This is a genomic window from uncultured Fretibacterium sp. (genome assembly GCF_963544685.1).
Classification (GTDB): domain Bacteria; phylum Synergistota; class Synergistia; order Synergistales; family Aminobacteriaceae; genus CAJPSE01.
Genome location: NZ_CAUUGJ010000062.1, coordinates 1 through 13,802, shown reverse-complemented (window position 1 = coordinate 13,802; position 13,802 = coordinate 1). Strand labels below are relative to the sequence as shown.

At 64.8% G+C, this 13,802-nt stretch carries 14 protein-coding genes; 11 read left to right on the top strand and 3 right to left on the bottom strand.

Features of this window, described 5'->3' with window-relative positions; translation table 11 throughout:
* Together ABLA28_RS07140 and ABLA28_RS07135 are read right to left on the bottom strand one after the other, a co-directional pair.
* Positions 1–822, bottom strand: an 822-nt coding sequence (locus tag ABLA28_RS07140; protein WP_347713082.1) for a DUF58 domain-containing protein, incomplete at its 3' end; no start/stop codon positions are given.
* Positions 823–866: 44 nt separating this feature from the next.
* Positions 867–1,814 carry a MoxR family ATPase gene (locus tag ABLA28_RS07135; protein ID WP_347713081.1) on the bottom strand — a complete coding sequence of 316 codons (948 nt, stop codon included), beginning with the start codon at positions 1,812–1,814 and terminating at the stop codon, positions 867–869.
* Between the two features lie 324 nt (positions 1,815–2,138).
* Here ABLA28_RS07135 and kdsA point away from each other — a divergent pair, with 324 nt between their 5' ends.
* The 11 genes from kdsA to ABLA28_RS07080 all read left to right on the top strand — a co-directional run bounded on the left by kdsA (position 2,139) and on the right by ABLA28_RS07080 (position 13,384).
* Positions 2,139–2,984 (top strand): 3-deoxy-8-phosphooctulonate synthase, encoded by an 846-nt coding sequence (kdsA, locus tag ABLA28_RS07130; RefSeq protein ID WP_347713080.1) that lies wholly within the window; start codon positions 2,139–2,141, stop codon positions 2,982–2,984.
* Positions 2,981–3,991, top strand: a complete 1,011-nt coding sequence (locus ABLA28_RS07125; protein ID WP_347713079.1) for a KpsF/GutQ family sugar-phosphate isomerase — start codon at positions 2,981–2,983, stop codon at positions 3,989–3,991. Before kdsA ends, ABLA28_RS07125 begins: the two co-directional genes overlap by 4 nt.
* A gap of 64 nt (positions 3,992–4,055) precedes the next feature.
* On the top strand, positions 4,056–4,820 hold the full coding sequence (kdsB, locus tag ABLA28_RS07120; RefSeq protein WP_347713078.1) for a 3-deoxy-manno-octulosonate cytidylyltransferase: 765 nt from the start codon (positions 4,056–4,058) through the stop codon (positions 4,818–4,820).
* Complete coding sequence (locus ABLA28_RS07115) at positions 4,817–5,908, top strand: glycosyltransferase family 8 protein (RefSeq protein WP_347713077.1); 1,092 nt, start codon at positions 4,817–4,819, stop codon at positions 5,906–5,908. Before kdsB ends, ABLA28_RS07115 begins: the two co-directional genes overlap by 4 nt.
* A gap of 80 nt (positions 5,909–5,988) precedes the next feature.
* Positions 5,989–7,080 (top strand): glycosyltransferase family 8 protein, encoded by a 1,092-nt coding sequence (locus ABLA28_RS07110; RefSeq protein ID WP_347713076.1) that lies wholly within the window; start codon positions 5,989–5,991, stop codon positions 7,078–7,080.
* Positions 7,081–7,095: 15 nt separating this feature from the next.
* Positions 7,096–8,169, top strand: a complete 1,074-nt coding sequence (gene rfbB / locus ABLA28_RS07105) for a dTDP-glucose 4,6-dehydratase (RefSeq protein WP_347713075.1) — start codon at positions 7,096–7,098, stop codon at positions 8,167–8,169.
* Positions 8,166–9,032, top strand: a complete 867-nt coding sequence (gene rfbA / locus ABLA28_RS07100) for a glucose-1-phosphate thymidylyltransferase RfbA (RefSeq protein WP_347713074.1) — start codon at positions 8,166–8,168, stop codon at positions 9,030–9,032. The genes rfbB and rfbA overlap by 4 nt, the downstream gene beginning before the upstream one ends.
* 97 nt (positions 9,033–9,129) lie before the next feature.
* Positions 9,130–9,552, top strand: coding sequence for an FdtA/QdtA family cupin domain-containing protein (locus tag ABLA28_RS07095; RefSeq protein WP_347713073.1), 423 nt, complete (start codon positions 9,130–9,132; stop codon positions 9,550–9,552).
* Positions 9,549–10,643: a DegT/DnrJ/EryC1/StrS family aminotransferase gene (locus ABLA28_RS07090; protein ID WP_347713072.1), complete on the top strand. Its 1,095-nt coding sequence runs from the start codon at positions 9,549–9,551 to the stop codon at positions 10,641–10,643. The genes ABLA28_RS07095 and ABLA28_RS07090 overlap by 4 nt, the downstream gene beginning before the upstream one ends.
* Positions 10,630–11,751, top strand: a complete 1,122-nt coding sequence (locus ABLA28_RS07085; RefSeq protein ID WP_347713071.1) for a glycosyltransferase — start codon at positions 10,630–10,632, stop codon at positions 11,749–11,751. The genes ABLA28_RS07090 and ABLA28_RS07085 overlap by 14 nt, the downstream gene beginning before the upstream one ends.
* A 172-nt stretch (positions 11,752–11,923) precedes the next feature.
* Positions 11,924–13,384: a bifunctional heptose 7-phosphate kinase/heptose 1-phosphate adenyltransferase gene (locus ABLA28_RS07080; RefSeq protein ID WP_347713070.1), complete on the top strand. Its 1,461-nt coding sequence runs from the start codon at positions 11,924–11,926 to the stop codon at positions 13,382–13,384.
* An 88-nt stretch (positions 13,385–13,472) separates the two neighbouring features.
* On the opposite strand, the gene ABLA28_RS07075 is transcribed toward ABLA28_RS07080, so the two are convergent.
* The coding region (locus ABLA28_RS07075) for a sodium ion-translocating decarboxylase subunit beta (protein ID WP_347713069.1) at positions 13,473–13,802 on the bottom strand (330 nt) is incomplete at its 5' end.

The following is a 13,802-nucleotide window of genomic DNA, read 5'->3' as shown; positions in this document are numbered from 1 at the left end:
CTTCAGCCCTATGGGGACGCCCTCCCTCCCCGCTTCGAGGACCCTCCCCGCCGCAATGGAGAGCCCGCGCTCCACGCCGTTCCTCACGAGAGCGTCCAGGTCTATCGTGCGGCCCGAACGAACGTGCGGGGTCTCGAACAGGCGCGTGCTCAGCTTTCCGGTGCGGGCGGAGATCTTCCAGTGAATGCGGTTTACGGGATCGCCGGCCTGATAGGGCCGAACGCCGGCAACCTCCTCCGCATCGAGCGGCGCTCCGACGGGACGGTCCTCCTCCTCGTCGGGCCTGCCCTCGTCGGCCCAAACGGACGAGGGCCGTTCGGGAAGCGGGGTGGGGAAGACCAGCGCTCCGGACTCCGGGGGCGTGTGCCCCCATCGGACGAAGAAGTCGAAGGGGTATGCGGAGGCCACATCCAGGGCAAGGGCCGCCCGTCCCCGGCGGGGCAGGGTCATCCATACGCTGCGGGACGCGGTCTCTCCCCGGGGAACGATCCCGAAAAAAGCACGAACGGGCTCCTGAAGGCCGTCCCATTCCCCCACCGGGCGCGCGGAGACCTCGATCATGTGGATCGAGGCGAAACGACGCCGGTTCCGCGCCTTGACGACAAGCCTGAAGGGCCGCCCCGCATAGATCTCGTCGGGCAGCTCCGCCCACGCCTCGGCCCCCATGACGTTGCGCCATCCCGCGACGCCCGAGGCCAGCAGGTAGCCCAACAGCAGGGACGTCACGAGACAGAGCAGGTTGTTCCCGCTGTTGACGGAGACCACTCCCAGAACGATGGTCAGGACGACATGGACCACGCCCGCCGTCCTGAATCGAATCACAAGAGTTTCTTTTCTCCGGGGCCTCGGTCCTCCGCGCATCCGCATCAGGGGATGGGCACAACATCCAGGATGGACTGGAGGATCTCGTCCCGGGACGACGAGCTCCCGGCCGAAGGCTGAAGGCGGTGCGCCAGGATCTCGGGCGCCAGAAAGCGGACGTCCTCGGGAACGACGTAGTCCCTCCCCCGCATCCAGGCCAGGGAACGGGCCACCTGCAGGACCATCATGGCACCGCGCGGGGACACGCCGCACTCCAGCTGCGGATGGGTCCGGGTCCTCTCCGCAAGGTCCAGGACATAGTCCAGGATTCGGTCGTCGACCCGGACGTCCCGTTCGATCCTGCCCTGCAGCGCGACGATCTCCTCCGCGGTGAACAGGGAGGGAAAGGAGAAGAGATCCTGCCGCTGGGATCCCAGCCTTAAAATTTGCCGTTCCGCATCCCTGGAGGGATAGCCGACGGACGCCTTGACCATGAAGCGGTCCATCTGCGACTCCGGGAGCGGGAAGGTTCCGGCATGTTCGACGGGGTTCTGCGTCGCGATGACGAAGAAGGGCCGCGGCAGCGCGTAGCTCGTCCCGTCCACGGTGACCTGCTCCTCCCCCATGGCCTCCAGCAGTGCGCTCTGCGTCTTGGGGGTCGCCCGGTTGATCTCGTCCACCAGCAGCAGGTTGTTGAACACCGGGCCGGGGTGAAACTCGAACTGCCCCGTCTCGGCCTTGTAGACGCTCAGGCCCGTGACGTCGGTCGGCAAGAGGTCGTTGGTGCACTGCACCCGTCCGAACCGCATCCCCAGGAGGCGCGCCGCGGCCAGGGCCAGGGTCGTCTTGCCCAGCCCCGGCAGGTCCTCCAGAAGAAGGTGTCCCCCCGCAAAGACACAGGCAAGAAGCCGTATGAGGACGGCCTCCTTGCCGTGCAGGATGAGGGAAAGCTGCCGGAGGGCCTCCGCCACCCTCGGGTTGGCGGCCTCAAAGGAATATCCCTGATCGCTCATCGAAAAACCTCCAGAAAAAACGCTTTTCACCCCGGACCGAAAAAACTTCTTCCAGGCCCAAAAGGCCCCCGCCTCGAAGATCTCTTCGGGACGGCGAGACGACCGGCAGGGCGACATTCCAGCCGCCTCATGATTTTAACACTCCTTTCCCCCTTACACAGAGCGGCCGATGGAGCGGGATTGGGACTCCGGCCCTTTCCTTCCCCCTCGAATTGCGCTAATATGACTCATTGTAATCGAAAGTACAGGGGAGGCTTCGGCCTTTCCCCGAATTTTCCCCAATGGGAACAAGGATGGTACCTCGATGGAAAGGATGGTACCCCAATGGAAAGATCGAACGAGAGATACGGGCTCGGGGATTTCGTCATCGGCGACGGACGCCTGACGGTCCTGGCGGGGCCCTGTTCGCTGGAGAGCCCGGAGCTGGGTCTCGAGGTCGCGCGGACGATGAAGGACCTCTGCGAGGCCCGCGGCCTGCCCTACGTCTTCAAGGCGTCCTTCGACAAGGCGAACCGTACCTCCCTGCGCTCCTGGCGCGGTCCCGGCCTGGAAAAGGGCCTGGAACAGCTCGCGCGGATCAGGGAGGCGGCGGGCGTCCCCGTGGTCACGGACGTCCACGAGAGCTGGCAGGCAGAGCCTGTCGGGCGCGTCGTGGACATCGTTCAGATCCCCGCATTCCTGTGCCGCCAGACCGATCTTCTCGTCGCCGCCGCCGCTACGGGGAAGATCGTCAACATCAAGAAAGCGCAGTTCCTGGCCCCGGAGGACATGGCTCACGCCGCCGCGAAGTGCCGGGAGGCGGGCAACGACCGCGTCTTGCTGTGCGAGCGCGGAACGGCGATGGGCTACCACCGCCTGGTCGTGGACATGGCCGGGCTGGTCTCGATGCGGGCCCTGGGGTATCCCGTGGTGTTCGACGCCACGCACAGCGTCCAGCGTCCCGGAGGGCTCGGCGGCTCGAGCGGCGGGGACCGTACCCTGGCCCTGCCGCTCGCCCGGGCGGCGGCGGCCGTTGGGATCGACGCGCTGTTCGTCGAGACGCATCCCTCTCCCGAGGACGCCCGAAGCGACGGCCCGAACATGATCCCCCTGAGCGAGATGGGCGTCTTTCTCGATCAGGTGCTCGCCATTCACAACGCCCGCCGCGCCGCGGCAGGGAGAGCACGATGAGCGCCGTCCTGCCGTGCGAGCGCCCCGGGGAGAGCTTCTCGGACGAGGACCTGCTGCGTTCCGGCAGAGAACTCATCCGCACCGAGGCCGCGGAGCTGCTGCGCGCCGCGGAGCGGCTGGGGCCCGAGCTGGTCCGGGCGGCGCGCGCCCTCTACGGATGTTCGGGGCGCGTTGTCGTCGTCGGGCTGGGCAAATCCGGGCACGTGGGGCGCAAGATCTCGGCGACCCTGGCCTCCCTGGGCACCCCTTCCTTCTTTCTCCACGCCGCGGAGGGCTCCCATGGGGACCTGGGGATGGTCCGCAGCGAGGACGTGGGGCTCTTCGTCAGCAACAGCGGGACGACGAGCGAGGTGCTGGCCCTTCTGCCCCATTTCCGCAGGATCGGGGCGACGATGATCGCCGTGACCGGAGGTATGTACTCCCCCCTGGCGCAGCACTCGGACATCGTCATCGACTCCGGGGTGGAGCGGGAGGGCGATCCCCTGCAGCTCGCCCCCATGAGCAGCACGACGCTGCAGCTCGTGATCGGGGATGCCCTGGCCGCGATGGTGACGCAGCTGCGCGGCCTGCGCCGCGAGGACTTCGCCCTGTTCCACCCCGGAGGGGCCCTGGGACGGCGCCTGCTGACGCGGGTCCGGGACGTCATGGGCGGCCCCGACCAGCTGCCCGTGGTGCGGCGCGGCGTTCCGGTGAAGGAAGCGCTTTTCGCCATCACCAGCAAGAACTACGGGGCCACCTGCGTCGTGGACGAACGGGGCGGACTGATTGGCATCTTCACCGACGGGGACCTGCGGCGTCTGATGGAGAGAAGGGGGGCCGAGGCCTTCCGGGTTCCCATCGAGGAGGCGATGACCCCCAACCCCAGGACCATCGCCCCGGACAGCCTGGCAGCCGAGGCCGTGCGTGTCATGGAACGCATGGAGATCAGCGTGCTCGTGGCTGTAGAGGACGGCCGCCCCGCGGGGATGGTGCACATCCACGAGCTCCTGAAGGCCGGTGTGGCTTAAACCTCGCCCTCCTCAGGGACCCCCGGCCGACCACACCTGCATATTTCTTGAAGAGAGGAACTTCATGAAACTACGAAGCGCATATAAAATACTGGGCGTCATCCCCGCCCGTTACGCCTCCACCCGCCTGCCCGGCAAGGTGCTGGCGGATATCTGCGGCAAGCCCATGATTCAGCACGTCTACGAGCGGGCCCTGCGGGCGGCCTGCCTGACGGAGCTCGTCGTGGCGACGGACGACCGGCGCGTGTTGGAGGCCGTCCGTGCCTTTGCGGGCGATGGGGCCGCGGTGATGACGTCGCCGGAGCACCCCAACGGGTCGAGCCGCGCCGCGGAGGTTTTGAAGAGCCGGGACGCCGACGCCGTGATCAACATCCAGGGCGACGAGCCCCTGCTGGACCCGGCCATGATCGACGAGGTGGCCGAGGCCCTTTTCTCGGGCCCCGACGTCGTCTGCTCCACGCTCTGCCGCCCCCTGCGGGACGAGGCGGATCGCGAAAACCCCAATGCGGTCAAGGTGGTGCTGGGGCAGAACGGCGACGCGCTCTACTTCAGCCGTTCTCCCATCCCCTACCCGCGCAGCACGCCCCGCATCCCCGTCTACGAGCACATCGGCATCTACGGTTACCGGTCCGGCTTCCTCAAACGCTACGCGGAGCTTCCCATGACGCCCCTGGCGGAGACGGAGTCGCTGGAACAGCTCAAAATCCTGGAACACGGATACAGGCTCCGCGTCGCTGTGACGCGCTGCGGCGGCTCGGGGCCGAGCGTCGACACCGCGGAGGACCTGGAGGCGGTGCGGCGGATGCTGGAAAGGACAAAAAAACCGTGACGGCGGCGATCCGGAATACAGCCGCAATGGAGGCCTCCGGGGATATCGTCATGGATATCTCCGGGGAGACCATTCATGTCGCTCTGCCCGACCACGATGCGACGGGAGAGTATTCCCGGCATGCGGGCGTCGTCATGCAATCCATCTTCGATAACACGCAGAGGTCCGTCTGCGTCCATATCCTCCACGACGAGCCCCTGACGGACAGGAACAGGAACAATTTCAAGGCCGTGGCCGAATCCCACGGGCAGCAGGTCGTCTTTGACGACGTCAGCTCCCTGCTTGCCCGGATGGGGCAGAGCGCCTCCCGGTTGACGACGCTCTCCCGCTACTCCGTCGGGGCCCTTTTTCCGATCCTTGTCCCCTGTACGCTGACGGCGGACAGGGCGATTTACCTCGACAGCGATATCGTCGTCAACCTGGATATCGGAGAGGTCTGGGACATCGACATGAAGGGCAGGGCCCTCGCCGGGGTGCGGGACGACTTCCTTTCCTCGAAACGGCGCCGTTTTCTCTCTCCCGAGGCCCTGTCGGCACGCCTCAACGGATGCGACCTTTCCGGCTACGTCAACTCCGGCATGCTGGTGTTCGACTTGCGCAGGCTCCGGGACGAGGGCAGGGAAAATCTCCTCGAGGCCTGTTCCCTGTGGTTCGAGCGTCACCGGCACACTGCAAGGTACCTGGATCAGGATTTCCTCAACGCCCACTTCAAGGGCGACATCACGTTCGTCGACGAACGCTTCAACCGACACGGCTCAGCCGGGGACACCGAAAACGCCGTCATCCACTATACCGGCCCGGTGAAGCCCTGGAACGGGATGTTGGGCCGTTCAAAGGAGCTGCCGTACTGGCTGTATTTTTCCAGGACCCCCTGGGCGCAGCCCCTGGAGGAGGTCCTTGTCCGTAACATGATGGAGGCGGCCATGGGTTCCCCCAACATGCATCCCCACGTCTCGCGCTGCTATAAAAAGATACTTTCCCGCCTGCGCCGGGATCTCCTCCGCTGGGTTTCCCGGGCCGGGACCTGGACGGCGATTCTGTGCGCGGAGTCGCTTTGCAGATTGAAAGGGCTCTTCGAATCAAAATGACTATGAATGAAGACTGCATGGGGCCCGAAGGTATCCGGGAGGCCCCGTTGGAACGACGTGCTCATGGAGCTCGGGAACTCATGGACGGGGACTCGGAACGGACGGCCGAAAATGACGTCGTCCACGTGGTCCTTGGGGTTTATGATCCGTCGGGGACCTACTCCCGGCATGCCGGGGTGGTCATGGCCTCCATCTTCGAGAAAACGCGAAGCTCCGTATGCGTGCATATCCTGCACGACCGGACCTTGACCGACGAAAACAGGGACAAGCTGCAGCGAGTCGCCGATATCTATGCCCAGGAGGTTCGATTCGAGGATGTCTCCCAAGCCATCATGGGAGTCGGCGACACGGCGCTGGCCCGGGGCGAGAAGATCCTTTCCCGAGGCGCTCTTTTCCGCATCCTCATCCCCTCCCTGCTCTCGGAGGAAAGGGTCATCTACCTGGACTGCGACGTCCTCGTCAATCTGGACGTCAGGGAGCTTTGGGACGTTCCTCTCGAGGGCCGCCTTCTGGCCGGAGCGCTGGACTATCCCCCCCGAAAGGCCAAACGATCCTTCTCGGCCGAGGCGCTCCGCCTGCGGCTGATAGGCTCCCGTATCTCGGAATACGTCAACTCCGGCGTTCTTCTGATGGATCTGCGGCAGATCAACCGGGAGCTCGATCTGGCGGCAAGCGCCGCCCGGTGGTATCCGCGCTACGGGCACCAGATCAGCCATGCCGATCAGGACTTTATCAACTCCTTGTTCCGCGGCAGGATCAAGATTCTGGAGGACCGCTTCAATAAGCGGGACCTGGAGGGGGATGTGGAGGACGCCATCGTCCACGCCATCCGCCACCCCAAACCATGGGAGGGGTTCCGCGGGACGCCTCTGGAACGTCTGTACTGGAACACCTATCTGAAGACTCCCTGGGGGAAGGATCAATCGAGGGAAGCCCTGATCGATCTCCTGATCGGCGTTGCCGCCTGTTCTCCGCTCACGCACCGACATACGGGACAGTGTTACGGGAGGGTATTCACGCGTCTTTGGCGCGACATCCTGTGCAACGACAAGTTCTCCATCCTGTGGGTACTCCTGAAGGAGGGGCTCCATTGCGTATCCGCATCCCTCCGCCCCGACCGACATCGACATTCCAATGCAGGCGTCCCGGAAGATCCCCGCTCCGTGCGTTAAGGAGGATGTGCTGACGTGATAGCGGACAAATTTTTTCTCGTTACCGGTGGCGCCGGTTTTATTGGCAGCAACCTCACGCATTATCTCCTGGAACGGCGTGCCAGCGTCGTCGTACTGGACAGCCTGACCTACGCCGGACACAAGGCATCTCTTGCAAGGGCGTTTGAAGATCCCCGTTTTACCTTCGTCGAAGGGGATATCGCCGATGCGGAGTTGCTTCGCAGCCTTTTCGAGCGATACCGTTTCGCCGGAGTCCTCAACCTGGCGGCGGAGTCCCATGTGGATCGCTCCATCGACGCTCCCTCCGCCTTCATCAGGACCAATATCGAGGGGACTTTCCGCCTGCTGGAGGCGGCGCGTTCCTGGCTGGACGGCCTGGACGGGCGGAGCGATGAAAAGGCGGCGTTCCGTTTCCTGCATGTCTCGACGGACGAGGTGTTCGGCTCCCTGGGGGATACGGGCCGCTTTTCCGAATCGGACCCCTACGCCCCCAACTCTCCCTACGCCGCTTCCAAGGCAAGCGCGGACCACCTGGTCCGCGCCTGGCACCGCAGTTACGGACTGCCGACACTGACCACAAATTGTTCCAACAACTATGGGCCTTATCAATTTCCGGAAAAGCTGATCCCGCACATGATCCTCTCCATCCTTCGGGGCGGAGAGCTCCCGATCTACGGGGACGGCAGGAACGTCCGCGACTGGCTCTACGTCGCCGATCACTGCAGCGCCCTGGCGGCTGTCCTGGAGCACGGACGTCCTGGAGAGAGCTACAACGTGGGAGGAAACTGCGAGCGCTCCAACCTCGAGGTGGTGAACCTCCTCTGCGATATCCTGGACGAGCGGCGCCCCGGGAAGGATGGACGCTCCCACAGGGAGCGCATCCGTTTCGTCCCGGACCGTCCGGGCCACGACCGCCGCTACGCCATCGACAGCTCGAAAATCCGAAGGGAGTTGAACTGGAGACCGGAATACGCATTCGAATCCGGGATCCGCGCAACCGTATCCTGGTATTTGGAAAACGAGGCCTGGCTGCAATCCGTCACGAAGGATTATCAGCTGAAGCGCCTGGGCATGAGGGGGCCGTCATGATAAGAAAGGGAATCATCCTGGCCGGAGGAAGAGGAACGCGGCTGTACCCTCTGACCCTGGCCGTCAGTAAACAGCTGTTGCCGATTTACGACAAGCCCATGATCTATTACCCCCTGACGACCCTGATGCTGGCGGGGATACGCGACATTCTGCTGATCTCCTCCCCCGAGGACATCGATCAGTATCGGAGGCTTCTGGGAGACGGTTCGCAGCTGGGGATCAGCCTGAAATACCGCATCCAGCCGCTACCTGAAGGGCTGCCCCAGGCGTTTCTGCTGGGGGAGGAGTTTCTCGCCGGCGAGGGGGCGGCCCTGATCTTGGGCGACAACGTCTTTTATGGCTCCTCGCTGAGCGAGATGGTTAAAAACGCCGCCGCGCTCGAGTGCGGCGGCACCGTATTCGCCTATCGGGTCAAGGACCCGGAGCGCTATGGCGTCGTCGAGTTCGATGAGAAGGGGAAGATCCTGAGCCTGGAGGAGAAGCCCTCCCGGCCTCGGTCGCATTACGCCGTCGTGGGACTTTATTTTTTTGATGAAACCGTTGTCGGAAAGACGCGGCGGCTCTCCCCCTCCGCTCGTGGAGAACTCGAGATCATGGATCTGATCCGGCTTTACCACGACGAGGGGAGCTTGCGGCTGGAGCCGATGGGACGCGGTTTCGCCTGGCTGGACACGGGAACGCACGAGGCCCTCTCCGAGGCGGGGACCTTCATCGAGGTTGTCCAGAAGCGCCAGGGTCTGATGATCGCCTGTCCGGAGGAGATCGCCCTGCGCAGCGGCTGGATCGCGAAGGACAAGCTCCTTTCCACGATCGAACGTCTCCGGGGTACGGATTACGCCCGGTATCTGGAAGGTCTCCTGTGATGGAGGAAATCGAAAGGGCCCGCGTCTCTCGAACCTCCGGGCTCTGCTCACCCGATGCGCTTTTCGCCACAATCGTATGGGAGGACTGAAATTCGCTGTGCTGCAGAACATAAAAACACGGGCCGCAAAGCCCTCCGTGTTGGGAAAGGTCTCGTTCATCGAGGCGCTTCGCGACGTCCCCTTCGAGATCGGACGCGTGTACTATTCCTATGGTGTGGAGCCCGGCGGCGTTCGGGGAGGACATGCGCACAAGGCCCTGAGGCAATTTCTGGTCTGCGTGAACGGGGCTATCGAGGTTTTTCTGGACGACGGCCTGGGCAGGACGGAGACCCTTGTCCTGAACACCCCCGAAAAAGGTCTGTTCCTCGGGCCCGGCCTGTGGCACACCATGCGTTGGATCGAGAGGGACAGCGTCCTGTTGGTGCTGGCTTCCGATCATTACGATGAATCCGATTACATTCGTGACTACGACACGTTTGTCTCACGAAGGCAATCATTCGATGGGAGGCGATTGCAGTGAAGGTCCCCGCAAATACCCTGAGCCCCCAGTTCGAGCTTTTTCGCGAAGAGTACCTCGAGGCGGCAGGCCGGGTGCTTCGCTCCGGTTGGTACGTCCTGGGGAAAGAAGTGGAAGCCTTTGAGGAGGAATTCGCCCGCTTCACGGGGTGCCGGCACTGCGTGGGCCTGGCCTCGGGATTGGACGCGCTCGTCCTCTCGGTGCGCGCCCTCGACATCGGCCCGGGGGATGAGGTCATCGTCCCGTCGAATACCTATATCGCCTCCGTCCTGGGCATCACGGAGCGCGGCGCCACCCCTGTTTTCGTGGAGCCCGACGAATTTTACAATCTCGATCCCCTGCGGATCGAGCCAGCCATCACGAAACGCACCCGGGCCATCATGCCGGTCCACTTGTACGGCCAGCCCTGTGATATGCCCTCCATCCGTACCGTGGCTGAAAAATATAAGCTCTTCGTCATCGAGGACTGCGCTCAGAGTCACGGAGCCTCGGTGTCGGGAAGGATGACGGGGTCCTGGGGGACCATCGGCTGCTTCAGCTTTTTCCCTACCAAGAATCTGGGGGCCTTCGGAGACGCCGGAGCCGTGGTCACGGATTCCGATGAGATTGCCCAGCGCATCCGCCTCCTGAGAAACTACGGCAGCATCCAGAAGTACGTTCACGAAATCGAGGGGGTCAATTCCCGCCTGGACGAACTCCAGGCCGCGCTGCTCCGCGTGAAGCTCAGGCACCTGCCTCAGCTTCAGCGGGGACGTCAACGGGTCGCCGATCATTACAGAAGTGCCATCATCAATCCCTCGATCGGGCTCCCCAGGGTCAGAGACGACGTCGAGCCCGTGTGGCATCAGTTCGTCGTCGCATCCGATAAGCGGGACGCTCTGCAGCGCCACCTGAAGGACGCGGGGATCGGCACTCTGATTCACTACCCCATTCCGCCGCACCTCAGTCGGGCCTATTCCCGCCTGGGTTTCGGAAAGGGCGATTTCCCGATCGCGGAACGCTGTGCGGACACGGTGCTGAGCCTGCCTGTATATGACGGGATATCTCCGGCCGAGATAGATTATGTCTGCGCCGCCATCAATGACTTTGCATAGTCGAGAGGTTTCCCTCGAGCGCCCCGCGGAGAAGCCGCTGCGCGTCGCCTTCCTGCTCCGTGACGCCGGGGAGGGCGGCGCGGAGCGATCGTCGCTGAGGCTCGCCAACGGGCTGGCACGCAGAAACGTGGAGGTGACGCTCCTCCTTCTGAGGGTGCGCGGCCCGCTCCTGGGTTCCATCGATCCCGCCATAAGGACCGTGGACCTGCACGGCTCCTTTCTCCGCCTGCTGCAGGAGCTTCGCGCCCGCCCCACGGACTTTCTCCTGCCCGTCTACACGTCCATGCGCACGCTGTTGGCGAAACGGATGCTGGGGGGACCCTTCAGGGTCGTCCTCTCGCAGCGCAACATGTTCACGATGGACCGGGGCCCCCTGCAGACGCGCCTGCGGTTTCTGCGATGCCGCCTGCTTTATCCCGCGGCCTCCGCCTGTGTCTGCATCTCGAACGGGGTGGCCGGGGAGATGAGAGGGCTGCACCTCCTTCCTCCCGACCGCATCCGCGTCATCTACAACCCCGTGGTGACGGACGAGCTGCTGGAGGAGGCCCGGGCTCCCGTTCCGCACCCCTGGCTGGCTCCCGGAGAGCCTCCCGTCGTCCTCGGCGCGGGGCGCCTCGGGGACCAGAAGGACTTCACAACGCTCGTGCGCGCCTTCGCCCTCCTGGCCCGGGACCTTCCGGACGTGAGGCTGATCGTTCTGGGGGAGGGAAAACAACGCAGGATGCTGGAAAGGCTGATCGAGGAGAAAAACCTGACCGGCCGCACCCTGCTGCCCGGCTACTCGCCCAATCCCTACGCCTGGATGTCCCGTGCCGCGGTGTTCGCCCTGACCTCGCGCTTCGAGGGGTTCGGCAACGTCGTGGCGGAGGCGTTGGCCTGCGGCTGCAACGTCGTCTCGACCGATTGCCCAAGCGGTCCGTCCGAGATCCTGGACGGCGGACGGTACGGCCGGCTGGCGCGGGTCGGGGACCCGGAGGACGTGGCCCGCGCCCTCAGGGAGGCCCTGTCGCATCCTCTGCCGTTCGAGGACCTGCGCGGGCGCGCGGCATTTTTCTCCGAGGAGCGGGCGGCGGAGGCCTGGCTGGAGCTCTTCCGCGACCTGGCGTAACGGGCCCCCCGCGAATTCCATCGGGACGGTTTTTGATACAATACGGAGCGCGCCGGCCCGTTTTCCGGCAATCGACACGGAGCGCGCCGGCCGAACAAAAGGTAAAAGAACAAAACGGAAAAATCGATCACGAGGGCAGGACGATGCCCGATGCCCTCCTCCGAGGTCCGACATGCAGAACAGTCTTCAGACAACGCAAGCTTTGCTGGATTTCCTTCGCTCCCACAGAACGTCCGAGGTCGCCGTCGCGGTCCTGGGGGATGTGGTGCTGGACCGTTACCTCTTCGGCGCGACCTCCCGCGTATCGCGCGAGGCTCCCATCCCCGTGGTCGTCTGCGGGGCGGAGACCGATAACCTGGGCGGCGCCGGAAACGTCGCCGCGAACCTTCGAGGGCTTGGCTGCCGGGTCCTCCTGTCGGGAACCGTGGGGAACGATCCCGGGGCGGAACGGGTCCGAGCTCATTTGCAGGAATTGAACATCGAGGCGGAGCTCCTCGCCCGCCCCGGTCCGACCCTGACGAAGACCCGGCTGCTCTGCGGCGGCCAGCAGGTGGCGCGGTTCGACCACGAGACGGTGATGCCATTGACGGACGCCCAGATGGAGAGGGCCCTTCGCTTTCTGGACCATGCCGCCGCGGAGGGGGCCGGAGCCCTCATCCTCTCCGATTACGGCCTGGGATTCTGCACCGACGGGCTGTGCACGGCGGCGATCGCACGGGCGAAAGCGCGGGGCATCCCCGTGTTCGTCGACCCCCGGGGCTCCGATTGGTCGAAATACCGGGGGGCGGACGTCGCGACCCCCAACCTGGGGGAGCTGGCAGCCGTCCAGGGTTCCCCCATCTCGAACGAGGACGACTGCGTCGCATCGGCCGGAGGGGAGGTTCGGCGCCGTTACGGCATCGGACGCCTCCTCGTGACGCGCTCCTCGAAGGGGATGAGCCTGCTCGGCGACGAGCCCCTTCACATCCCGGCGAGGCCCGTCGAGGTGTTCGACGTCAGCGGCGCCGGGGACACCGTCATCGCCGTTCTGGCGGCCTTTTCCGCTGCGGGTTTCGACATGGAGTCCGCGGCCCGCATGGCCAACGAGGCGGCGCAGTTCGTCGTCACCCGGTCCGGTACCTATCCCATCTCCGTCCAGGAACTGCTGGACGAGTGTGCCCGCGAGGCGCGCCTCACGAGCCCCATCGTCGGCGCCTCCGAGGCGGCGGCGCAGGTCCGCGCCTGGCAGGGAGAGGGGCTGCGGGTGGTCTTCACCAACGGATGCTTCGACGTACTCCATGCCGGACATCTGGACAGCCTGCGCCGGGCCCGCGCCCTTGGAGACCGCCTGGTCGTGGGGCTCAACAGCGACCGATCCGTCAGGGCCCTCAAGGGTCCGTCCCGTCCCGTCAATACGGAGGGGAACCGTGCGCTCCTCCTGGCCGCGCTGAGGCCCGTCGATCTGGTGGTCGTGTTCGACGAGGATACCCCGGCGGCCCTGCTCTCGGGGCTGAGGCCCGACGTGCTGGCGAAGGGCGGCGACTATCGGGCCGAGGACCTACCGGGCCGGGAGTTCGCGGGTGAGGTCGTCATTCTGCCGCTCGTCGAGGGGCTTTCGACGACGGGGATTCTGGAGCGCGGAGCGCCGCTCTGAGAACGACCGGGAGGGACAGGACAAGGCCGGCCCGCGCTTTGGAGGTCCCAAGGCGCGGGCCGGCCTTTCATTCGCCGATCCTCGGATCCTACAACCCCGCGAGGAAGGCCATCAGCAGCCCTCCGGCGAGGACCGAGCCTATCTGTCCGGAGACGTTGGCCCCGACGGCCTGCATCAGGATGAAGTTGTTCTTGTCCTCGGCCGTGGCCATCCTCTGAATCACCCGCGAGGACATGGGGAAGGCGGATATGCCCGCCGCGCCGATCATGGGGTTGATCTTCCGGCGCAGGAAGAGGTTGAGGACCTTCGCCGTCACGACCCCCACCGCGGTGTCCAGCACGAAGGCCACCAGACCGAGCCCCATGATGCCCAGGGTCATCGGTCTCAGGAAGTCCTCGCCCGTCATCTTGGTGGAGAT

Excerpts from the sequence above, each read along its gene's own strand:
- ABLA28_RS07135 (WP_347713081.1), bottom strand. The coding sequence starts at position 1,814 with ATGAGCGATCAGGGATATTCCTTTGAGGCCGCCAACCCGAGGGTGGCG.
- kdsA (WP_347713080.1), top strand. The coding sequence starts at position 2,139 with ATGGAAAGATCGAACGAGAGATACGGGCTCGGGGATTTCGTCATCGGC.
- ABLA28_RS07125 (WP_347713079.1), top strand. The coding sequence starts at position 2,981 with ATGAGCGCCGTCCTGCCGTGCGAGCGCCCCGGGGAGAGCTTCTCGGAC.
- kdsB (WP_347713078.1), top strand. The coding sequence starts at position 4,056 with ATGAAACTACGAAGCGCATATAAAATACTGGGCGTCATCCCCGCCCGT.
- ABLA28_RS07110 (WP_347713076.1), top strand. The coding sequence starts at position 5,989 with ATGGACGGGGACTCGGAACGGACGGCCGAAAATGACGTCGTCCACGTG.
- rfbA (WP_347713074.1), top strand. The coding sequence starts at position 8,166 with ATGATAAGAAAGGGAATCATCCTGGCCGGAGGAAGAGGAACGCGGCTG.
- ABLA28_RS07085 (WP_347713071.1), top strand. The coding sequence starts at position 10,630 with ATGACTTTGCATAGTCGAGAGGTTTCCCTCGAGCGCCCCGCGGAGAAG.
- ABLA28_RS07080 (WP_347713070.1), top strand. The coding sequence starts at position 11,924 with ATGCAGAACAGTCTTCAGACAACGCAAGCTTTGCTGGATTTCCTTCGC.